Source organism: Staphylococcus roterodami (assembly GCA_022493055.1).
Lineage (GTDB): Bacteria > Bacillota > Bacilli > Staphylococcales > Staphylococcaceae > Staphylococcus > Staphylococcus singaporensis.
Genome location: CP092781.1, coordinates 2,500,516 through 2,522,523 on the forward strand (window position 1 = coordinate 2,500,516; position 22,008 = coordinate 2,522,523).

Here is a 22,008-nt window from a genome sequence, read left to right on the forward strand (position 1 = left end):
TAATGTCCATTTGTATGCGCCTGTGATAAATTCTAAAAGCATACAATAAATTTAATATGTAAAAAGAAAGGGAATTAACATGAAAAACAAACACATCTCTAAGTTGCTAGTTGGGGCAGCAACAATTACTTTAGCTACAATGATTTCAAATGGGGAAGCAAAAGCGAGTGAAAACACTCAACAAACTTCAACTAAACAACAAACAACTCAAAACAACTATGTAACCGATCAACAAAAAGCATTTTACCAAGTATTACATTTGAAAGGCATCACAGAAGAACAACGTGACCAATACATAAAAACATTACGCGAACACCCTGAACGCGCTCAAGAGGTTTTCAGTGAGTCACTTAAAGACAGCAAAAACCCTGATCGTCGCGTTGGACAACAAAACGCTTTTTATAATGTTCTTAAAAACAATAATTTAACTGAAGCAGAAAAAAATAACTACATTGCACAAATTAAAGAAAATCCAGATAGAAGCCAACAAGTTTGGGTAGAATCAGTTCAAGCTTCCAAAGCAAAAGAACGTCAAAATATTGAAAATGCTAATAAAGCAATCCAAGATTTCCAAGATAACAAAGCGCCACATGATAAATCAGCAGCATATGAAGCAAATTCAAAATTACCTAAAGATTTACGCGATAAAAACAATCGTTTTGTAGAAAAAGTTTCTATTGAAAAAGCAATCGTTCGTCATGATGAACGTGTTAAAGCAGCAAACGATGCAATCACAAAATTAAACAACAAAGATTCAATTGAAAACAGACGTTTAGCACAACGTGAAGTTAACAAAGCACCAATGGATGTTAAAGAACACTTACAAAAACAATTAGATACATTAGTAGCTCAAAAAGATGCTGAAAAGAAATCATCACCAAAAGTTGAGGTCCCTCAAATTCAATCACCACAAATTGAAAAACCTAAAGCTGAATCACCTAAAGTTGAGGTTCCTAAAATTCAATCACCTAAAGTTGAAGTTCCTCAATCAAAATTACTAGGCTACTATCAATCATTAAAAGATTCATTTAACTATGGTTATAAATATTTAACAGATACTTATAAAAGCTATAAAGACAAATATGAAAATGCAAAGTACTACTATAATACGTACTACAAATACAAAGGTACGATTGACAAAGCTGTATTAACTGTTCTAGGTAGTGGTTATGATTCTTATATTCAACCATTAAAAGTTGATGACAAAAACGGCCAATTAGCTAAATCTTACGCACAAGTAAGAAACTATGTAACTGAATCAATCAATACTGGTAAAGTGTTATATACTTTCTACCAAAACCCAACTCTAGTAAAAACAGCTATTAAAGCTCAAGAAACAGCGTCATCAATTAAAAATACATTAACTAATTTATTATCATTCTGGAAATAATCAATCAAAAATATCTTCTCTAGTTTTACATTATTTTTAAATAATTTTCGTATTAAAATATCCGTGAATAAGAGCCGTTGTTCCTAAAATGAAGCAACGGTTCTTTGTATTATTTATAGTCAAACATTCCATATTCAATTCCCTACTTATTAAATAAAGATTTCTTCGTTAACGAATAGTTCATCTTTTAGTTGAATACGCTCAAACTTATTAACGATGTATCAATACAAATTATGTCATAACCTTCCTCACTTTAACTTAATTTATTAAAATCAAACAGAAATAAAACCAAAAAAACTTTACAAAATATTGTTGTATCGATATATAAAGGTTTACACCTAAAAAATTTCCCCAAATACAACTAAACATTAAAACATCATTTTTCATTAAACAAAAATGTCTCTTCAATGCATGTTGATAGTAATTAACTTTTAACGAATAGTTAATGTGAAAACGCTTTCAAATAAATTATTCTAAATATGAAAGAAATATTAAATAGAAAGAAAGTGATTTCTATGATTAAAAATAAAATATTAACAGCTACTTTAGCAATTGGTTTAATCGCACCTTTAGCCAATCCATTTATAGAAATTTCTAAAGCAGAAAATAAGATAGAAGATATCGGCCAAGGTGCAGAAATAATCAAAAGAACACAAGACATTACTAGCAAACGATTGGCAATAACTCAAAACATTCAATTTGATTTTGTAAAAGATAAAAAATATAACAAAGATGCCCTAGTTGTTAAAATGCAAGGCTTTATTAGCTCTAGAACTACTTATTCAGACTTAAAAAAATATCCATATATTAAAAGAATGATATGGCCTTTCCAATATAATATTAGTTTAAAAACAAAAGACCCTAATGTTGATTTAATTAATTACCTTCCTAAAAATAAAATAGACTCAGCAGATGTAAGCCAGAAATTAGGCTATAATATTGGCGGCAACTTCCAAACAGCCCCATCAATTGGAGGCAGTGGCTCATTCAACTACTCTAAAACAATTAGCTATAATCAAAAAAACTATGTTACTGAAGTAGAAAGCCAGAACTCTAAAGGTGTTAAATGGGGTGTTAAAGCAAATTCATTCGTTACACCGAATGGTCAAGTTTCTGCCTATGATCAATACTTATTCGCGCAAGACCCAACTGGTCCAGCAGCAAGAGACTATTTCGTCCCAGATAATCAACTACCTCCTTTAATCCAAAGTGGCTTTAATCCATCATTTATTACAACATTGTCACACGAAAGAGGTAAAGGAGATAAAAGCGAGTTTGAAATCACTTACGGCAGAAACATGGATGCTACATATGCATACGTGACAAGACACCGTTTAGCCGTTGATAGAAAACATGATGCTTTTAAAAACAGAAACGTTACAGTTAAATATGAAGTGAACTGGAAAACACATGAAGTAAAAATTAAAAGCATCACACCTAAGTAAACAGTTCAATCATTTTACAAAATCCTGGGACACATCATATTTGTCTTAGGATTTTTTCTTATTGAACCAGCATCGTAACACTAAAGAATTTCATCGTGCATTAAATTTAAAATAGCAAACGATATTTATAAAAATAAAGTGTCGCACCATAATAGTTACACTTATAATACAAACGAATCAATTTAAAATTAAAACTTAAATAATTATTCTACAGTTAATAAACAATTAACTTTTAGCAGTAGATAAATAAAATCTCAAAATTCAAAATTTTATTTTTACAAACATTAATTAAAAATAAATTTAAGATATTCGTGTAAGTAATTTCCTAAAAAATGTTTATAGCTGTCAACAATAGTAAGGAATTATTAAGTGTATTTCTCACAAAACTAGTTTTTGTCATTCCAAACAAAAAGATATTATTGAACGGAATTATGGCATTTTTAACTTAATTTCAAAGAAAGTTGATAATAGTCAATTGTTAATGAACAGTTAATTATAATAACGTTCAAAATATATTATTATTTAATTAAGTTAAATAAAATTATAGAAAGAAAGTGAAACTTATGCTTAAAAATAAAATGTTAGCTACAACATTATATGTTAGTTTAATTGCTCCCCTTGCCACTCCGTTATTCGAAAATGCTAAAGCTGCTAACGATACAGAAGACATCGGTAAAGGAAGCGATGTAGAAATTATCAAAAGGACAGAAGATAAAACAAGTAATAAATGGGGTGTAACTCAAAACATCCAATTCGACTTTGTAAAGGATAAAAAATATAACAAAGATGCTTTAATTTTAAAAATGCAAGGCTTTATTAGCTCTAGAACAGCATACTACAACTATAAAAAAAGTAATCATGTTAAAGCTATGCGTTGGCCCTTCCAATACAATATTGGTTTAAAAACAAACGACCCTAATGTCTCATTAATTAATTATTTACCTAAAAATAAAATTGAATCTACAAATGTGAGTCAGACATTAGGATACAACATCGGTGGTAATTTCCAGTCAGCCCCATCACTCGGTGGTAATGGATCATTTAACTACTCTAAATCGATTAGCTATACACAACAAAATTATGTCAGTGAAGTAGAACAACAAAACTCTAAAGGTGTTTTATGGGGCGTTAAAGCAAATTCATTTGCAACTGAATCAGGTCAAAAGTCAGCATTTGATAGCGATCTATGTGTAGGTTATAAACCTCACAGTAAAGACCCTAGAGATTATTTTGTTCCAGACAGCGAATTGCCACCTTTAGTACAAAGTGGTTTTAACCCTTCATTTATCGCAACAGTATCTCATGAAAAAGGATCAGGTGATACAAGCGAGTTTGAAATTACTTACGGTAGAAATATGGACGTCACTCACGCCATTAAAAGATCAACACATTATGGCAACAGTTATTTAGATGGACATAGAGTCCATAATGCATTTGTAAATAGAAACTATACTGTGAAATACGAGGTCAATTGGAAGACTCATGAAATCAAGGTGAAAGGACAGAATTGATATGAAAATGAATAAATTAGTCAAATCATCCGTTGCTACGTCTATGGCATTATTATTGCTTTCTAATACTGCTAATGCTGAAGGCAAAATCACACCAGTAAGCGTCAAAAAAGTCGATGACAAAGTTACTCTATACAAAACAACAGCCACAGCAGATTCTGATAAATTTAAAATTTCACAGATTTTAACATTCAATTTCATCAAAGATAAAAGTTATGATAAAGATACTTTAGTGCTTAAAGCTGCAGGTAATATTAACTCAGGTTATGAAAAACCTAACCCTAAAGACTATGATTTTTCAAAATTATATTGGGGTGCAAAATATAATGTATCAATTAGTTCACAATCTAACGATTCAGTAAACGTCGTTGATTATGCACCTAAAAATCAAAATGAAGAGTTTCAAGTCCAAAATACTTTAGGTTACACATTCGGTGGAGACATTAGTATCTCTAATGGCTTATCTGGTGGACTTAACGGAAACACTGCGTTTTCAGAAACAATTAATTATAAACAAGAAAGCTATAGAACAACATTAAGCCACAACACAAATTATAAAAATGTTGGCTGGGGTGTTGAAGCACATAAAATTATGAATAATGGTTGGGGACCTTATGGACGAGATAGTTTCCATCCAACATATGGCAATGAACTCTTCTTGGCTGGTAGACAAAGCAGTTCATACGCAGGCCAAAACTTCATTGCGCAACATCAAATGCCATTATTATCAAGAAGTAACTTTAATCCGGAATTTTTAAGTGTATTGTCACATAAACAAAATGGCGCTAAAAAATCTAAAATCACCGTAACATATCAGCGTGAAATGGACTTATACCAAATTCGTTGGAATGGCTTCTACTGGGCAGGCGCGAATTATAAAAACTTTAAAACAAGAACATTTAAATCAACATATGAAATTGATTGGGAAAATCACAAAGTGAAATTGTTAGATACAAAAGAAACTGAAATCAATAAATAGGTAGGAAAAACGGTCGTCACTGTTAATTGAGACGACCGTTTTTTAATTTATTATCTTAATAAGACTGCCATTCTTTTTCTTAAAGCTAAATACAATGGAATTGCCAATATAATTGTAAATATAATTCCTGGAATCGCGTTTAGCAATACCGCCCATACAGGTAAATTTAAAATGATCGATAACAATAATCTAGATAATAAACTTCCCAAAACACTTGCTAAAACTAACGAAAGTACATTTATTTTCAATAAATAAACTACAAATATTGCAATTAATCTAAAAGTTAAAGATATCATCACATTGATTGGATTAAATACGCCGAGTATAAGCAAAATGATACTAGATAACAATCCACCTAAAAAATATTTTTTAATTCCAAAGAAAGCTAGTATCAATAATGCTACTGGTGCAGATAATTGAAAATCTAGTCCCGGTAAAATAGAAGGTATTTTCAAAACTGCTAAAATCGTTAATATCGCTGCAATCGCACTTATTTGCGTCATATCTTTTGATGTCATACTAAAACTCCTATACCGTTTCATAAATAACTTGCTTCGGTGTGCTTTCTAAAAATGATATGTAATGATCTAAATCAATACTATAGTCTACAAATATTATTCTGCCTCCATATCTTGTGTTAATAGGTTTAATATCAAATAATCGATGGTAGCCCATTTTAGCAGACGCAAAATATCCTGTTGTATACGTTAAGTCATCAGACACACAAAGTTCTCCTTTGACATACGAATGCGCATTGATACAACTTGCAATTGCTAAGGCATCCTTCACTCTTTCAGTTAAGTTCGCTTTGCAATTTATATCTTTAAACGAAAAGTGCGTTGCCCTAATCCCCCTTTGTCCAAATGAATCTAAACGTTTACCAGAAGTAGCAGATAGAATAATAGCGCCTGTATAAACCGTTTCATTTTTAATATATCTCATCCCTCGATTTAGCGCTTGTTCAGTAATACCACATGCCAGTATTAAATTTTGGAGATTCGCTTTATCATTTTCAATAATAGACAAAGCTTTTATTTGCTTAATAGGTGTCGTTATTTTTTGAATCTTTATATTTAGAAAATCTGGCTGGCCATTTTCGTGAAAAAATCCTTTATTATAAAATTTTTGAATAGTCCGTTCTATGTTTTCAAGTTCGCATATCGTTTCAGCACCACTAATGTGCACATCTTGGTTGCTAGCACGCATTTTTATACTATAAATGACAATCACCTCAAACTTCTTGATGCAAAATTTCAAACAACCTATCTACATCTTGTTTAGTATGAAAATACGATAATGATATTCTTAACATTGGCTTCGTAACAGTTGGATACCTTAAATAACTAGTAAATAGATGATGCTTTAATAATGTTTGATGAATGTTCTGTGCCGCTTCTAAGTCATCAAACTCAATAAACTTAATCGGCGAGTTTGAACTATTATAATTAACGTTACGTGCTTTTAACTTTTGGTTAAAATATTCACTCAAATTATTTAATTTAGCGCGTCTATCATCAGCATTTATTAACTTCTCAACATTTCTTTTTATAAAATACAGATTATAAATTGGCAAACTACTTGAGTAGATGAGTGGTCTACCGTGATTTACTAACATATCCTTCACATCATTTGGACTAAGAATCACACCACCATACGCACCACATGCTTTCGACAAACTTGAAGTCAATATATCAACTTCCCTATAATTTGAGATATCTTCTAATCCCAAACTATGCGAAACATCAAGTATCAATATTGCCTTATATTTGCGCTTTAACCATACTAATTGCTCAATATCAGCAACATCACCATTCGTTGAAAATACACTATCAGATATGATTATTTTTTGTATATTTTGATTTGCAAATTGAGCTAACCTTTTTTCTAAATCAGCAATATCTAAATGCTTATATATCACTTTTTCTAAACTACTTAACTTAATACCGTCAATAATACTCGCATGATTTTCTTGATCTGAAAACACGACACAATTTTTATTTTTGAAAATATTAAACAACGCCAAATTCGCATCATAACCATTATTAAAAATCGTGCACGCACTATATCCGAGCCAACCTGCTAACATAGATTCAATCTCTTCATAAGCTACCGAACTTCCACTAATCAATCTTGAACTTGATAAGTGATAACTATATTTCCGCAAAAAACTTTCGAAATCGACTTGATCAAAGGCTATTTGACCTAATCCTAAATAATCATTAGATGTATAGTTCGTACATCGCTTATTTTCTACTTCAATATACTGTCTATCTATATACCCTACCGATTTAAGCGACCGATATAACCCTTTCTGTTGTAATAAATCAATTTGCTCTTGAAACATCATTCTTGTTTTCCTTATTTTCACAAGTGCCATAATCAATTTCAAAGCCTAAATCATTTATCATATCGTAGTCTAATTGATTCGGTTGCCCACCAGTAATTAGATAATCGCCGACAAATATTGAATTCGCTGCTTTTAATGCTAAAGGTTGTAACGAACGTAAATTCACCTCTCTACCTCCAGCAATACGAATCTCTTTCGTAGGATTAATTAATCGGAATAATGCTACGATTCTTAAACATTTCATTGGTGTTAAATCATCCATACTTCCAAACTTTGTACCTTTAATTGGATGTAAAAAGTTAATCGGAATACTATCTGCATCCATTTCTTTTAAAGCATACGCCATATCAACAATATCTTGATTAGATTCTCCCATACCACAAATCACGCCAGAACATGGTGAGATATTATTTGCTTTCATCAGTTCTATCGTATCTGTTCTATCTTTATAACTATGCGTTGTCACGACGTTATCATGGTAATTTTCACTTGTATTAATATTGTGGTTATATCTGTCTACACCAGCTGACTTAAGTTTCTTAGCTTGTTCGTCATTCGTTAATCCTAAACATGCACATATTTTCAGTTGCGGGTGTTGAGATTTAATCGTTCTTACAGTGTTACTAATATGATCAACTTCTTTATCGCTTGGTCCTCTACCACTCATAACAATACAATATGTTCCAATATGATTATCATGCGCCACCTTTGCACCATCGATAATTTGTTCTTCTGGAATTAAAGCATATCGCTGTTTTTGTTTAATATCTCTTGATTGTCCACAGTACCCACAATTCTCAGGACATATCCCACTTTTGGCATTTAATATCATATTCAATTTCACTTTTTTACCAAAATAATGTTTTCTTAAAATATACGCTTCATTTAATAAATCTAATGTGTCAATGTTCTTATCTTCATAAAGTTTTAATACTGCGTCTTTTGTTAATTGTTCCCCTTGTAATATGCGTTTAGCCAAATTCATATTAACACTTCCTATCTAATATGTTATGTACTGCCTTTTTAAAAATACGTACCATCGTTTTCACTTCTTTATTTGACATACTTAACACTGGCACAAACGTAATGACATTTTCTAAATTTCTAATCATTAGCCCATTTTCTTTACAATTACGGACAATACGTTCAACTTTTTCAATTTCTAATGGCGCCTTACTATCTTTATCTGCAACGAGCTCAACGCCAAACATTAATCCCCGTCCTCTGACATCACCGATATTTGGATGACTCTTCAGCGCATATAACTGCTTCTCCAACGTTGATGACGTTTTTTTAATTTGAGACAATAAATTAAGTTTTTCATACAGATTTATATTTTCTAAAGCTACCGTACATACAATTTGATTTCCCGTATATGTATGACCATGGAAAAAGGTATTCACACCGTGCGAATCACTTAAAAATTCATCATATATTTTTTGAGATGTTAGTGTTGCCGCAAGTGGTAAGTATCCACCTGTAATCGCTTTGCCTAAGCACATAATATCCGGCTGTACATCTTCGTGATTACAAGCAAACATCTCCCCGGTTCTGCCAAAGCCAACAGCTACTTCGTCACAAATTAATAAGATATTATATTTGTTGCACAATTTCTCGACTTCTTTCAAAAAGCCTTTAGGATGGACAAATAAGCCTGTCGCACCTTGAATTAATGGTTCTAAAATAAACCCTGCGATTTCATCATTTCTTTCAATTAATATTTGCTCGATATTCTGTAAAATAGCTGCCATCATTTCATCTTCTGTTTCATAATTACTTCGATATAATGACGGACTCTCTACTTGAATATTTTCAAATATTAAGTCTTTAAATATTTTATGAAAAGTCTTGATACCACCAACACTTACCGCACCAATCGTATCGCCATGATAACCGTGATTTAGCGTTATAAACTTGTTTTTCTTGGCATGTTTTTCTCGATCAATATTTTTCCAATACTGATATGCCATCTTTATTGCGATTTCAACAGACGCACTACCTGTATCGGAATAAAAAACTTTTCTTAGTTTGCTTGGTGTGATTTCGACTAATTTTTCCGCAAGTTCTATTGACGGAATATTTGATGATCCTAGCAGCGTAGAATGGGCAATTTTATTGAGTTGCTTTTTAATTACCTTATTCAAGTATTTGTTATTATGACCATGCACATTGACCCACAACGATGCATAACCATCTAAATATTTATTGCCATTCGTATCGTAAAGGTAACTACCCTTTCCTTTTTCAATGATGATTGCTTCTTCTTTGCTATATACACCCATTTGTGTAAATGGATGCCAAACATATTCTGAGTCTTTTTGTTTAAGTTGTTGTGTGTAATTCATTTTTAACTCCTATTAATTGTTGTAAAAATGCTTCTGAGAAATTTTCATACGTGGCATGTTCTTCAAATGTATAGACTGTTTTATTTGTTAATTTTCCAATCGTAATTTGATTGTCTTTTTCAATATAGCTGTTTGTATAGTGATTCATAATTAAAAAGTTACTCGCCGATACATAATGATTAACATAATCTTGGTGAACAATGGCATCGCTAATAGCACCTAATTTTGATGGCAACACACTGATGACACAATCTGCACAATCATTAATTAAATCTTTGGTCATATAGATGTTTTCTTTGCCTTCGTATAGTGGAACGCCTATACCTCCTGCACCTTCGATTAAGACAATATCAAATTCCTTATCTAAAACTTTCACCTTATCTAATACACGCTGCTTATTTAGAAAAATTTGATCTGCCATTTTAAATGCAAGGTGTGGTGATACAGGTTGCTTAAAAGTATAGAGTGACGTTATGTCATAGCTTAAATCACATTCATTTTTAAACACTTCTAAATCTGGAAACGTCCCATCCGGCAACTCTTCAGTTTGAAAAGGTTTGAAAATACAAACACGATGACCACGTGTTTTCATAGCATGGTATAAATGCTTTGTAACATAGGTTTTGCCTACATCAGTATTCGTACTTGTAATAAAAATCCTCATAAAAAATAAGCACCTCAATCCAAATGTAAACTTTTACAATTAATAAGTTTACATTTAAGGCGCATATTTTTCAAGAAAACATGAATTTAAACTTCTCCGTATAACTATAAATTTTGGCAAAATCTTGACCTTGCTATTGAAATGTCTAAGATTTCTTACGGAATTAGGGCAGATATAAACAGCGATTCGATAAAATATGTCAGTTAAAATTAATAATTGCATTATTTCATTATAGAAAGGCATCCTAGCTTTACTATGTTGTTAAAAAATCCCTTTAATTGTAATATTACATTTAACACCTTGTTCATCAATGCTATAATTACTTACATAATAAATTGAACATCTAAATACACCAAATCCCCTCACTATGGCAGTAGTGAGGGGATTTATTTAGGTGTTGGTTATTTGTCACCTTTGTTATTTCTACATTCTGATTCCATATTAAACTATTATTTATAATTTCCATCCTGCTGACTTACTTTTTATTCTTATAAAGTCTTGATACATTCCTGGTTTTCGAATTAATTCGTCATGACTACCTTTTTGAATTATTTCACCTTCATTGAGCACTATAATCTGATCTGCATTTTTAATTGTTTCAAGTTTATGTGCAATTGTAATTACTGTTTTGCCTTTACTTAATTCATTAATTGCCGTTTGAATCAGCTGTTCATTTTCAGGGTCAATACTTGCAGTTGCTTCATCTAAAATAATTATTGGTGCATCTTTTAATATCGCCCTAGCAATAGATATCCTCTGCTTTTCTCCTCCAGATAAATTACTGCCTTTTTCATTTAGCATTGTTTGATATCCCTCAGGTAATGACATGATGAAGTCGTGACAACATGCTTGCTTCGCTGCACGAATAATTTCTTCTTTCGTTGCATCTGGATTGCCAAATAATATGTTATTTTCAATCGTATCATTAAATAAATACACCTTTTGAAATACTGCACTAATTTTCGACATTAACGTACTTAATGTCATATCTTTAATATCAACACCATCGATGCGAATATTTCCATCATCGATATCATAAAAGCGTAAGAGTAAGTAACACAATGTAGATTTCCCACTTCCTGAAGGTCCAATTATCGCTGTTGATGTTTGTGTAGGTATCTCAAAATTCACATTCTTTATCACTTGTTTATCATCATATGAAAAATTCACGTTTTGAAAAGCGATATTTTCATTTTTAATCGTTAATTTTTTTCCATTCTCATCCAATTCTGGAGCATTTTTTATCTTTTCAATATCATCTATCGTCATATCTATCATTTCAAGTACGTGTGCTGCACTATTAATGTTTTCAACACTATCAAATATCACAAATGAAAAAATTGAAATCATAATAAGGGTAGGTAAATCAATACTATGATTCATATACAATAAGCATGCAACTAATACAATCATTATTGAAACAACTTTTAAACTAAGTAAATGCAATAAATTGAATGGGATATATTGCATTTCTATTTTTGTATTTATACGTTTACTTTCATTGACTGCTTGGTTAAAACTTTTAAGACTCGTATTTTCTTTCGCGAATGATTTTATTACTTGAATACCACGAATAACCTCCAATACCTTTTCCACTAATTGGTTTTGTACATTATGATACGCTGGCGCATTTTGTCGGCTCTTTCTTTCTAATAATTGAATCGCAAAAAATGATAGTAATACGCCAATGCATGCTAATAATGATACTTGCCACGAAACTACAAGTAGAGACAATATGAGTACTGTAATTAATATGTATCCATTAACAACAACGTCCACCATTTTCATAGCAAAGTTTTCTAAAAAGGTTAAATCAGTTGTTACTATTGTTGTTAACTCATTTGAATGATGCGAATTAAAGTAACCTAGCCTTACATTTTTCAATTTATCCCCTATATCTAAGCGTTCTTTCGCACTCATTTCATAAGCAATACTCTCATGGCTTCTGCTTTTGAAATATGCTGTAATAAATCGTCCAATCACTAATAAAACCATGATAATTACAACACTCAATATATCTTTCATATAAATAGGTTTATGAGATAGCACATTATTAAATATTTTTGCAGCTAAAAAGATCGGTAACGCAATAAAAATAGCATTTAAAAATGACATGCTAAATCCTAAAATCATTCTTGCTTTATATGGTCTTATCCAGTTTAAAATTTTAAATGTAATTTGAAACATATTTGAAACATATTTGACCTCCTTTTCTCATTAGTTTAATTATGTCCAGTATTGATTCCCCAATCTTTTGTATGCATGTGCGTATCCCACATTTTCTTATAATTACCGTTTAATTTTAGCAATAAGTGATGTGACCCTTTTTCTAAAATTTGTTGTTTACCTAAAACAATAATTTGATCTGCATGTTGAATCGTAGATAACCGATGTGCAATAACAATCAATGTTTTATCCTGCGTCAACACATTTAATGCTTCTTGAATTTTTTGTTCGTTGTCTGGATCAACGTAAGCAGTCGCTTCATCTAATACAATGATTGGCGCATCTTTTAATATCATTCTTGCAATAGTGACACGTTGTCTTTCACCACCAGACAATTTATCTCCCACTGTACCAACATTCGTATCATATCCATCCGGCAACTTTTCAATAAATTCATGACATTGTGCTAACTTGGCAGCTTTTTCAACCGCCTCATCACTAGCTTCTGGATTGCCAAGTTTAATATTTTCTTTAAAAGTAAGATTTAATAAAAAATTATCTTGTCCAACAAAACCAACTAAATCGTTAAGTTGTTTCGATTCAATATCTTTTATATTTATACCGCCAATCGTAATTTCACCTGAAGTCACATCCCAGTATCGTGATATAAGCTTGGCAATGGTTGACTTACCGCTACCAGATGCCCCGACGATTGCTGTGAAATTATTTTCTGGTACTGTAAATGATAAATGCTTAAAGACCAGATCGTCCTTATTCTTGTTATATGAAAATCCAACATTATTAAAAGCAATTTCATAATGTTGAGGCTTCTTAAATTTTGTTGACAATACTAACTCTTCTAGACTTAATATTTGATTCACTTCAGTCAATGCGTATTGTATGGACTTTAAATGATTTACATAATTAGTAAAATTCTTAATCGGTGCTACTACACCTAAAGATAATACGATACATAGGAAAAATTCTGCATAGTTTAATTGGTTGATAGATATCAAATACATGCCGACCGGTAAAATACCTAAAAATGTTGAAGGTAATACACTAGCTCCTAAATTCATATACCCCCATGTATTTTTAAACCAATTCAAAGTGTGAATTTTATAATTATCTACTGCATCTTTATATTTTTTATATGAACTTTGAGATTGATTAAATGTTTTAATCACTTCAATGCCTTCGATAAACTCTACAATCGCACTATTCATATAATGATTCGATTTCATTTGTTCAGCATATGTCTCATTAAATCCAGACATAACTTTTTTAAAAGCGAAAATTGAAATTGGTATCGTTACTAATAAGGCACTAGCCATACGCCAATCAATGAGCATTATGTATAAAAAGATAGCAGCTGACAAAAGTAAGTTTCCTATAACTTCAGGAATCATATGTGCTAAAGGTAATTCTATTGTTTCAACCTTATCGACAAATATATTTTTTAATTCACCTATTTTCTTAGATTCCACTACACCTAAAGGGAGACGCATTAATTTTTGAGCTAATCTTTTACGAATTTCAGATAAAATTTCATATGCCGTAATATGTGATAGCATCGTTGACGCTCCAAAACAACACACTTGTGAAATATAAGCGATTAAAGCAATAAAGATATAAACCATAATCGAATTAATCGTATATGTATTGTTAATCATCATTAAAATAATTTTAAATACTGCCCAATAAGGAACTAATCCAGAAAAGACACTGATGATAGACAACAAAATTGATAACATAATTTTCCATTTACTATCAGAAGCAAATCCACTGAGTATCTTTATCCAATTTGTCTGATTGTTCATCGTATATGTAACTCCTTTCAATTAATAAGCTAAATTAAGCCACTTATATTATTTATTTCATTGAATGATGATAAAATATAAATTTGTTATTTGTTAAATTTTAATACTTATTACAAGTACATCATATATTAGTTGATAACAATTATCAATGTCATTTAAGCTTATGACACATTTGTTTTAAAACTATACAAGGAGTTGGACATAAATGATAAAGAACCACTAACGATTTATTATGTAGTGATTCTTTATCCTTAGCCACAGCTAATGTGTAATTAAAAATAGGAATACATGAGTAAAACTCTATGTTGGGGCCCCACCCCAACTTGCACATTATTGTAAGCTGACTTTCTGCCAGCTTCTGTGTTGGGGCCCCGCCAACTTGCATTGTCTGTAGAAACTGTGGGTCCAATTTCTCTATGTTGGGGCCCCTCAGTATAACCTTGTAGAGTCTAGTACATTGATTTGTATCCCAATGTCCCTATAATTATTTATTCTCTTTATCTAATGATCCTATGACTCAACTATTAAATCATTTTTCAAAATACTTAATTCTAATATAATTAAATTCATTTATTGTAATATTTTAAAAATACATTGCATACCTTGTTCATCAATGCTATAATAAGTTACATAATAAATTGAACATCTAAATACACCAAATCCCCTCACTACTGCCATAGTGAGGGGATTTATTTAGGTGTTGGTTATTTGTCACCTTTTTTATAGTTGCGCGTTCGTAACCAATGTGCAAAAAACGCAACAAGACAGCCGCTTATAGCTGAAGTCATGATGTCAATTAATAAATTGAACATCCGTCATACACCTCCTCTCTGCGTTAAAGTAACGCCCGAGATGTTAGGCGACCATTATATTATATCATTTATTTATTATATTTCGCGCAATATTAATGCTCGAGTAAAGCGCTTTTTAATGATTTACGCTACTTTAATTACTATCTTTTAAAATCCATTTAGATAATACAAATGTGATGGGTATCGTAATCACTAAACCTGCAAATGGCGCAATTTCCGCTGGCAAATTTAGCCAGGATACAAAAACATATAATAAAACTGTTTGTAAGCTTACGTTGACAAGCTGCGTAATTGGAAAACTAATGAATTTTCTCCAAGTAGGTTTTACTCTGTAGACAAAATAACAATTCAAATAATAAGAAATCACAAAAGCGACTATAAATCCGGTAATATGACTAATCATATATTCAATGCGAAATAATTTTAACAGCAATAAATAGACAACATAATAATTCAACGTATTAATGCCGCCAACAATGACAAATTTTAAAATTTCAGCATGCGTTTGTGTTAGTTTCATATGTGTAACTCCTCAACATCAAAATATATGTATATCTACGTTCTCAAAATTGCGTGCCAATCCGCTTCTCTTCAAATATGCTTATTTCAATCTTTATACCCTTTCACAGCAAATTTAGTCCCTTCCCCTAATCCTTATACGCCATTATAATTTAACTGATTTATCGTGCGACTCATTAGTGCTATAGACATTACTTTAGTTCGCAAGTGATTTTATATACAATAAGAGCGACAACAGTAATGAGAGGATGTCTATTATGCAATTACAAAAAATTGTCATCGCTCCTGACTCATTTAAGGAAAGTATGACCGCACAGCAAGTTGGCAATACAATTAAGAAGGCATTTACTAATATTTATGGTAACACTATTAATTATGACATCATTCCAATGGCAGATGGTGGTGAAGGAACAACTGATGCTTTAATGCACGCAACCGGTGCAACGAAATATACAGTCATCGTTAATGATCCTTTAATGCGACCTATTGAAGCGAGTTATGCACGCGCTGACGAACAACAAATTGCAATTATTGAAATGGCTGCAGCGTCAGGTTTGGATTTATTAAAAAAGAAGAACGTAATCCTTTATATACATCATCATATGGTACTGGTGAACTAATTAAAGATGCTTTAGATCACGGTGCTAAGACGATTATTTTAGGTATTGGTGGCAGTGCGACCAATGACGGTGGTACAGGCATGCTAAGTGCACTGGGCGTTCAGTTTACTGATGCAAACGGGGAATTATTACATATGCATGGTGATAATCTTGCTCATATTGCACAAATCGATACAACAAATCTTGATACAAGGCTAAAAGAAGTCACATTTAAAGTTGCATGTGATGTTACTAATCCGTTACTAGGTGAACACGGCGCTACCTATATTTATGGTCCTCAAAAAGGCGCGGATGCGAAGATGATACCAAAGTTGGATTTCGCAATGTCGCATTATCATGATAAGATAAAAATATGTACAGGAAAATCTGTTAATCAAGTACCAGGTTCTGGTGCAGCTGGTGGTATGGGTGCTGCTTTATTAGCTTTCTTCGACACAACATTAACAAAAGGTATTGATATCGTCTTTGACATTACAAATTTTCATCAAAGAATTAAAGATGCAGACCTTATTATTACTGGAGAAGGTCGAATGGATTATCAAACTATTTTTGGTAAGACTCCCGTAGGCGTTGCGTTAGCTGCTAAACAACATCTTATTCCTGTCATCGCAATTTGTGGCAGTCTAGGTGAAAATTATCAAAGTGTTTATGATTACGGTATTGATAGTGTATTTTCTATTATTTCTTCGCCTAGCTCATTAGAAAACATCTTGCAAAATAGTGAACAAAATTTGTTAAATACTGCAACTGACATTGCTCGCATTTTAAAATTACAATAATGTCAAAGTATCATACTAAATATACTTAGGCAGTTAAAATCTGGATGAGGTGAAACCCATGAAAAGAACTGATAAATATCGCGATTCTTATCAATATGACAACCGAAATCAACAACATCGACATCAATCTGAAGATGCATCATATAGACAACAAAATGCTAAAAATAATCCCGAGGAACATCCTGAACGTTATTATAACGGTAGAGATTATCGTAGAGAACAAATGCTTGAAGAAGAAAATGAAAAATCTCGTCGGTCAAAAAAATGGTTATATGTTATTATCGCCATTCTTTTAATTGTAGTTGCTATCTTTGTCACTCGTGCTTTACTTAACAACGATAACGATAAAGTAAGCAATGATCCTAAAGTCTCTCAAAATTATAAAAAACAAGTCGAAAGTCAAGACGGTCAGATCAACAAAGATGTAGATAATGCTAAAGACAACATTAAAAACAACCAAAATACTGACGGTATTATCAAAAGTTTACAAAACCAAATCGATAGTCTAAAGCAACAAGAGCAAAACAAGGCAGACTCTAAACTGACACAATATTATCAAGAGCAAATCAACAAATTAAAAGAAGCAAACAATGCCCTCAAAAACAATGAAAATCAAGGTAAAATCGAAAGTATGTTAAATGACATTAATACAAAATTCGACAGCATTAAATCAAAATTAGATAGCTTATTTAATGGTGATAGTAATAGCAGTAATTAATGTTTAATCTAACTTTAGTCATTTGATGAATTAAGACAATAAAGCCCTACACTTTCTATGTATCCAACACGACACTGTGATGGTCCGTTGTAAAGTATAGGGTTTTTTATATAAACTTGTATTCTAACTACATACAAATCTACTTAAAACGTTTATACTTTAACGTAATTATAAAAAATAAGGAGACGGATTATGCAATCTTCGAGTAATAAAACAAAACAGTTTTCATTTTTATTGTTAATCACGTTAGGTGTCATGACAGCGTTTGGCCCTCTAACTATAGATATGTATGTACCATCTTTACCTAGAGTACAAAGTGATTTTGGTTCTACTACATCAGAAATTCAATTAACCCTATCATTCACAATGATTGGCCTAGCACTTGGACAATTTATCTTTGGTCCATTATCCGATGCCTTTGGACGCAAACGAATTGCTGTGTCTATTTTAATTATCTTCATATTGGTTTCAGGTTTGTCTATGTTCGTTACACAATTACCTCTATTTTTAACTTTACGCTTAATTCAAGGCTTAACTGGCGGAGGTGTTATCGTCATTGCCAAAGCATCTGCGGGAGATAAATTTAATGGTAATGCCCTTGCAAAATTTTTAGCGTCATTAATGGTAGTCAATGGTATTATCACTATACTTGCACCTTTAGCAGGTGGTTTAGCCCTATCCGTTGCATCTTGGCGCTCAATTTTCACAATTTTAACGATTGTAGCATTAATTATCTTAATTGGCGTTGCATCTCAGTTACCTAAGACACCTAAAGAAGAATTAAAGCAAGTTAACTTTAGTAGTGTAATTAAAGATTTCGGAAGCCTTTTGAAAAAGCCAGAATTTATAATTCCAATGCTTTTACAAGGCTTAACATATGTGATGCTTTTCAGTTATTCATCAGCATCTCCATTTATTACCCAAAAAATGTATCATATGACACCACAACAATTTAGTATTATGTTTGCTGTTAACGGCGTAGGACTAATTGTTGTCAGTCAAATAGTGGCATTATTAGTTGAAAAGTTACATCGTCATATTTTATTGATTATTTTAACTATTATACAAGTCGCTGGTGTTGCTTTAATTATCTTGACGCTTGCGTTCCAATTACCACTTTGGGTATTGTTAGTCGCTTTCTTCTTAAATGTATGTCCAGTAACTTCAATTGGACCTTTAGGATTTACGATGGCTATGGAAGAACGTACAGGTGGCAGTGGTAACGCATCTAGTCTACTTGGCTTATTCCAATTTATTTTAGGAGGCATTATTGCACCTTTAGTTGGTTTAAAAGGCGAATTCAATACATCACCATATATGATTATTATCTTTATTACGGCAGTTTTATTAGTGAGCCTACAAATTATTTACTTTAAAATGATTAAAAAACAACATACCGCTTAAAGTGTTTGCATAAATAGAAGAGGTCGGGACAAAAGCGTTTAGGATTTGAGCAGAACCGAACGATGAGCGAAATTGTTTTCCAAATTTTGTCGAATCGTGAGAGTTTCTGCCGAAAATCCTGCTTTTGGGACGCCGTTAATCGGTTTCCCAGAGCACAAAATCTTTATGTCTCACCCTCTTCTAATATTTTATTTAGTACTACTAAAATTCAAACAATATATAAGTGTTGAAACTATATATTTATCATTCATATACTGGCATCCATAATTCCGTAATATATTGTTCGCTCGATGTATCTCCTTCTTGATAATATTCAAAAAATGGCGTTTCTTTAATCTGATCACCATGATATTTATGCATATAATTATGTACTTCTTCCATTTTATGTTGCACTGCATCAGGAACTACACCTTGTGCTTCAAAAATAAAATATGTTGAACTTGGCAAAGTTGTTAATTCAAAATCATCAAAGACTGAGCAATTGTCTTTAGTCACAGTAACTGCTATCATATAAGACATTTTCCCATTCGCTTTAGGTATACAAATACCTAGCAAACCATCTAAAACACCATTATTAAATGCTTGTAACTTAGAAATTGTCCCTTCTGCAAAACACGTTCTCCAAAACTCTGCAATATGTTGTTGTGCTTCACGACCACTTTTATATATTTTCTTAATTCCAAACAAAGTCAGTTCAGGAAGTTTCATTTCCCTATACTCCATAAAAGCCCATCTCCTTTTTATTTTTATAATGCCAAACAAATTGATATGACATTTCAAACTTAAGATATATAATTATAATTAATATTTACAGAACAAAGGCGAGGATTACATTATGAACCGAAAAATTTTACCAGTTAAACCTATCAGTCAACTATTCCCAATTCCAATGGTTATGGGTTGCGAAGGTGTATCAGCCGCTATGATGTTGCAATATAATAATCAACATGTTCCTGCAACAGAAATAATGAAAAATTGGCCTACACACCCGAATAATCCTCACAAAGGGTATGTTGGCCATCACTTATTTATTAAGCTTGGCAACTATCATCAAACTATTTTCCCTGAAGCATATGTGCCATTTTTACAACAATATAATCCGAATATCGTAGACGGTACTGGTAAGTCACTAGATGACCTTAAAAAGATTATCGATCAAGGGCAACCAGTGTTAATTTATCATACAAACCTTGGATCAAAGCCTTTGCTACGCGTATTCCGATTTGATAATAAACCAGCAAAACAAGTATCCAATATACATGTAACGCTATTAATTGGTTATGACGATTATTACTATTACTATATTGATCCACTTTGGAGTCATATTAGACGTGGTCTTGTACTACCTGCTATTTTTCCTAATCGCAAACAAATTATTAAAATTCGTAAAGAAAAAATGGAATATAGTTTTAATTCGCCCGGTAGAAAGTGCATTTATGTACAGCCTCATTCATATACAATTGAAACACAACAACAAAATAAACACACGTAAGTACCCACATTACTCGTGTATGCAAAACATAATAAATATTACGATAAATGCGCAAGAATATTACGGTCTTGCGCATTTTAAATTTCTATTATTTGCATTGTCTCAACTATTTCCTGGTAAATATTTTCAGTACGCCATTGTCTAGGATAGCCAAGACACGGACAAATATAATGTATACCATCATCCATCACACTTTTCCTAAAATGAACATGTCCCATAATACTATATGGAATATCAAACATCGCATACAAAGCATTGAAATCACTTGTCCCTATAAATGCATTATAAAAATCAAATATACGATGTGGCGTTGGGACAACAAATTCAGGATGTGTCACAATATGCGTGACTAAAATGACACGCCTATTTCCTACTTCTAATATATCTTTCTTAACTTGTTCAGCCGCCATTTTAGATAAATTTTGATCAGCTTCCCCCCACGAAATGCGTTCTTTATCTTGCCATGTCCCACCGTAATACTTACCTTTTTGTAACTGTTCTAATGAAAACCGTTTCGCAGCATAGCTATAATCATACCAAGCAGTGTGTCCAACAATCGCCCACTCATCATTAATAATATATGGATGTTCAACCAAGCATTGTGACATACATTTATAACTATCCCATATTTCTTGTGTCGATGTATCCTCAGTATTCCATAAATCGTGATTCCCAGGAACGAAACGTACTAATGTATCTAAATTTTGCGTTAATTGCTCAATAAAATGACTAGTCAATTTAAAATCATTCGAAATATCTCCTGCAATCAACAAGATATCTATATTTTTACTTTTAACAACTTCTATTAAAGTGTTTAAGTAATCCAATGGCTTCAATCGATTATGGCGATCAATATGTAAATCAGCAATAACACCTATCTTCATACCCATACCTTCTTTACATAAATTGAAATGACATTCATTATGTCACAAGACATCAAGGAATGATACAAAATAGCTTAATTCTCGATGATTATTTATATTTTTACATTAGAACT

20 protein-coding genes and 1 pseudogene are annotated in these 22,008 nt (G+C 31.9%); 8 read left to right on the forward strand and 13 right to left on the reverse strand.

All coding sequences use genetic code 11. The features are described from left to right. Positions 1-79 precede the first annotated feature (79 nt). From sbi to hlgB, 4 genes are all read left to right on the forward strand, one after another. A complete protein-coding gene (gene sbi / locus ML436_12295; GenBank protein UMT77894.1) occupies positions 80-1,390 on the forward strand; it encodes an immunoglobulin-binding protein Sbi in 1,311 nt (436 codons plus the stop codon). Positions 1,391-1,905: 515 nt separating this feature from the next. Further along, positions 1,906-2,835 carry a bi-component gamma-hemolysin HlgAB subunit A gene (hlgA, locus tag ML436_12300; protein UMT77895.1) on the forward strand — a complete coding sequence of 310 codons (930 nt, stop codon included), beginning with the start codon at positions 1,906-1,908 and terminating at the stop codon, positions 2,833-2,835. Between the two features lie 563 nt (positions 2,836-3,398). After that, positions 3,399-4,346: a leukocidin/hemolysin toxin family protein gene (locus ML436_12305; GenBank protein UMT77896.1), complete on the forward strand. Its 948-nt coding sequence runs from the start codon at positions 3,399-3,401 to the stop codon at positions 4,344-4,346. Between the two features lies 1 nt (position 4,347). Then, positions 4,348-5,325, forward strand: coding sequence for a bi-component gamma-hemolysin HlgAB/HlgCB subunit B (gene hlgB / locus ML436_12310; GenBank protein UMT77897.1), 978 nt, complete (start codon positions 4,348-4,350; stop codon positions 5,323-5,325). 50 nt (positions 5,326-5,375) lie between these two features. Here the strand turns inward: hlgB and ML436_12315 are convergent, their stop codons facing one another. The 11 genes from ML436_12315 to gtxA all read right to left on the reverse strand — a co-directional run bounded on the left by ML436_12315 (position 5,376) and on the right by gtxA (position 15,999). After that, positions 5,376-5,843: a QueT transporter family protein gene (locus ML436_12315; protein UMT77898.1), complete on the reverse strand. Its 468-nt coding sequence runs from the start codon at positions 5,841-5,843 to the stop codon at positions 5,376-5,378. Positions 5,844-5,853: 10 nt separating this feature from the next. Further along, positions 5,854-6,546: a 6-carboxyhexanoate--CoA ligase gene (locus tag ML436_12320; protein UMT79520.1), complete on the reverse strand. Its 693-nt coding sequence runs from the start codon at positions 6,544-6,546 to the stop codon at positions 5,854-5,856. Between the two features lie 10 nt (positions 6,547-6,556). Then, positions 6,557-7,672, reverse strand: coding sequence for a pyridoxal phosphate-dependent aminotransferase family protein (locus ML436_12325; GenBank protein ID UMT77899.1), 1,116 nt, complete (start codon positions 7,670-7,672; stop codon positions 6,557-6,559). Next, positions 7,650-8,657: a biotin synthase BioB gene (bioB, locus tag ML436_12330; protein UMT77900.1), complete on the reverse strand. Its 1,008-nt coding sequence runs from the start codon at positions 8,655-8,657 to the stop codon at positions 7,650-7,652. The genes ML436_12325 and bioB overlap by 23 nt, the downstream gene beginning before the upstream one ends. 1 nt (position 8,658) lies before the next feature. Next, positions 8,659-10,017 (reverse strand): adenosylmethionine--8-amino-7-oxononanoate transaminase, encoded by a 1,359-nt coding sequence (gene bioA / locus ML436_12335; protein ID UMT77901.1) that lies wholly within the window; start codon positions 10,015-10,017, stop codon positions 8,659-8,661. Next, on the reverse strand, positions 9,995-10,681 hold the full coding sequence (bioD, locus tag ML436_12340) for a dethiobiotin synthase (protein UMT77902.1): 687 nt from the start codon (positions 10,679-10,681) through the stop codon (positions 9,995-9,997). Before bioD ends, bioA begins: the two co-directional genes overlap by 23 nt. A 54-nt stretch (positions 10,682-10,735) precedes the next feature. Continuing rightward, on the reverse strand, positions 10,736-10,903 hold the full coding sequence (locus tag ML436_12345) for a hypothetical protein (GenBank protein UMT77903.1): 168 nt from the start codon (positions 10,901-10,903) through the stop codon (positions 10,736-10,738). Positions 10,904-11,134: 231 nt separating this feature from the next. Next, complete coding sequence (locus ML436_12350) at positions 11,135-12,868, reverse strand: ABC transporter ATP-binding protein/permease (protein UMT77904.1); 1,734 nt, start codon at positions 12,866-12,868, stop codon at positions 11,135-11,137. Positions 12,869-12,903: 35 nt separating this feature from the next. After that, the gene (locus ML436_12355) at positions 12,904-14,667 is read right to left on the reverse strand and encodes an ABC transporter ATP-binding protein/permease (GenBank protein ID UMT77905.1); all 1,764 of its coding nucleotides are present in this window, start codon (positions 14,665-14,667) and stop codon (positions 12,904-12,906) included. A gap of 704 nt (positions 14,668-15,371) precedes the next feature. Next, entirely contained in the window at positions 15,372-15,479 is a 108-nt protein-coding gene (locus tag ML436_12360) for a type I toxin-antitoxin system Fst family toxin (GenBank protein ID UMT77906.1), read from the reverse strand. A 133-nt stretch (positions 15,480-15,612) separates the two neighbouring features. Further along, positions 15,613-15,999, reverse strand: a complete 387-nt coding sequence (gene gtxA / locus ML436_12365; GenBank protein UMT77907.1) for a flippase GtxA — start codon at positions 15,997-15,999, stop codon at positions 15,613-15,615. Positions 16,000-16,255: 256 nt separating this feature from the next. Here gtxA and ML436_12370 point away from each other — a divergent pair. From ML436_12370 to ML436_12380, 3 genes and pseudogenes are all read left to right on the forward strand, one after another. Then, a pseudogene (locus tag ML436_12370) lies at positions 16,256-17,397 on the forward strand (glycerate kinase). Between the two features lie 58 nt (positions 17,398-17,455). Beyond that, positions 17,456-18,115: a hypothetical protein gene (locus tag ML436_12375; GenBank protein ID UMT77908.1), complete on the forward strand. Its 660-nt coding sequence runs from the start codon at positions 17,456-17,458 to the stop codon at positions 18,113-18,115. Between the two features lie 192 nt (positions 18,116-18,307). Further along, a complete protein-coding gene (locus ML436_12380) occupies positions 18,308-19,519 on the forward strand; it encodes a multidrug effflux MFS transporter (protein ID UMT77909.1) in 1,212 nt (403 codons plus the stop codon). Positions 19,520-19,762: 243 nt separating this feature from the next. Here ML436_12380 and ML436_12385 read toward each other — a convergent pair whose 3' ends face one another. After that, complete coding sequence (locus ML436_12385; GenBank protein UMT77910.1) at positions 19,763-20,242, reverse strand: GyrI-like domain-containing protein; 480 nt, start codon at positions 20,240-20,242, stop codon at positions 19,763-19,765. 112 nt (positions 20,243-20,354) lie between these two features. On the opposite strand from ML436_12385, the gene ML436_12390 reads away from it, so the two are divergent. Continuing rightward, positions 20,355-21,011 (forward strand): C39 family peptidase, encoded by a 657-nt coding sequence (locus ML436_12390; protein UMT77911.1) that lies wholly within the window; start codon positions 20,355-20,357, stop codon positions 21,009-21,011. Positions 21,012-21,088: 77 nt separating this feature from the next. Here ML436_12390 and ML436_12395 read toward each other — a convergent pair whose 3' ends face one another. Then, positions 21,089-21,895 (reverse strand): metallophosphoesterase, encoded by an 807-nt coding sequence (locus ML436_12395; GenBank protein UMT77912.1) that lies wholly within the window; start codon positions 21,893-21,895, stop codon positions 21,089-21,091. Positions 21,896-22,008: the final 113 nt, after the last annotated feature.

What these genes read in the sequence shown, in the direction of transcription:
- ML436_12390 (UMT77911.1), top strand. Translation starts at nt 20,355, where the DNA reads ATGAACCGAAAAATTTTACCAGTTAAACCTATCAGTCAACTATTCCCA.
- ML436_12395 (UMT77912.1), bottom strand. Translation starts at nt 21,895, where the DNA reads ATGAAGATAGGTGTTATTGCTGATTTACATATTGATCGCCATAATCGA.
- bioD (UMT77902.1), bottom strand. Translation starts at nt 10,681, where the DNA reads ATGAGGATTTTTATTACAAGTACGAATACTGATGTAGGCAAAACCTAT.
- ML436_12345 (UMT77903.1), bottom strand. Translation starts at nt 10,903, where the DNA reads ATGCAATTATTAATTTTAACTGACATATTTTATCGAATCGCTGTTTAT.
- hlgA (UMT77895.1), top strand. Translation starts at nt 1,906, where the DNA reads ATGATTAAAAATAAAATATTAACAGCTACTTTAGCAATTGGTTTAATC.
- hlgB (UMT77897.1), top strand. Translation starts at nt 4,348, where the DNA reads ATGAAAATGAATAAATTAGTCAAATCATCCGTTGCTACGTCTATGGCA.
- gtxA (UMT77907.1), bottom strand. Translation starts at nt 15,999, where the DNA reads ATGAAACTAACACAAACGCATGCTGAAATTTTAAAATTTGTCATTGTT.
- ML436_12355 (UMT77905.1), bottom strand. Translation starts at nt 14,667, where the DNA reads ATGAACAATCAGACAAATTGGATAAAGATACTCAGTGGATTTGCTTCT.
- ML436_12375 (UMT77908.1), top strand. Translation starts at nt 17,456, where the DNA reads ATGAAAAGAACTGATAAATATCGCGATTCTTATCAATATGACAACCGA.
- ML436_12380 (UMT77909.1), top strand. Translation starts at nt 18,308, where the DNA reads ATGCAATCTTCGAGTAATAAAACAAAACAGTTTTCATTTTTATTGTTA.
- ML436_12325 (UMT77899.1), bottom strand. Translation starts at nt 7,672, where the DNA reads ATGATGTTTCAAGAGCAAATTGATTTATTACAACAGAAAGGGTTATAT.
- ML436_12385 (UMT77910.1), bottom strand. Translation starts at nt 20,242, where the DNA reads ATGGAGTATAGGGAAATGAAACTTCCTGAACTGACTTTGTTTGGAATT.
- ML436_12315 (UMT77898.1), bottom strand. Translation starts at nt 5,843, where the DNA reads ATGACATCAAAAGATATGACGCAAATAAGTGCGATTGCAGCGATATTA.
- bioA (UMT77901.1), bottom strand. Translation starts at nt 10,017, where the DNA reads ATGAATTACACACAACAACTTAAACAAAAAGACTCAGAATATGTTTGG.
- bioB (UMT77900.1), bottom strand. Translation starts at nt 8,657, where the DNA reads ATGAATTTGGCTAAACGCATATTACAAGGGGAACAATTAACAAAAGAC.
- ML436_12360 (UMT77906.1), bottom strand. Translation starts at nt 15,479, where the DNA reads ATGTTCAATTTATTAATTGACATCATGACTTCAGCTATAAGCGGCTGT.
- sbi (UMT77894.1), top strand. Translation starts at nt 80, where the DNA reads ATGAAAAACAAACACATCTCTAAGTTGCTAGTTGGGGCAGCAACAATT.
- ML436_12350 (UMT77904.1), bottom strand. Translation starts at nt 12,868, where the DNA reads ATGTTTCAAATTACATTTAAAATTTTAAACTGGATAAGACCATATAAA.
- ML436_12305 (UMT77896.1), top strand. Translation starts at nt 3,399, where the DNA reads ATGCTTAAAAATAAAATGTTAGCTACAACATTATATGTTAGTTTAATT.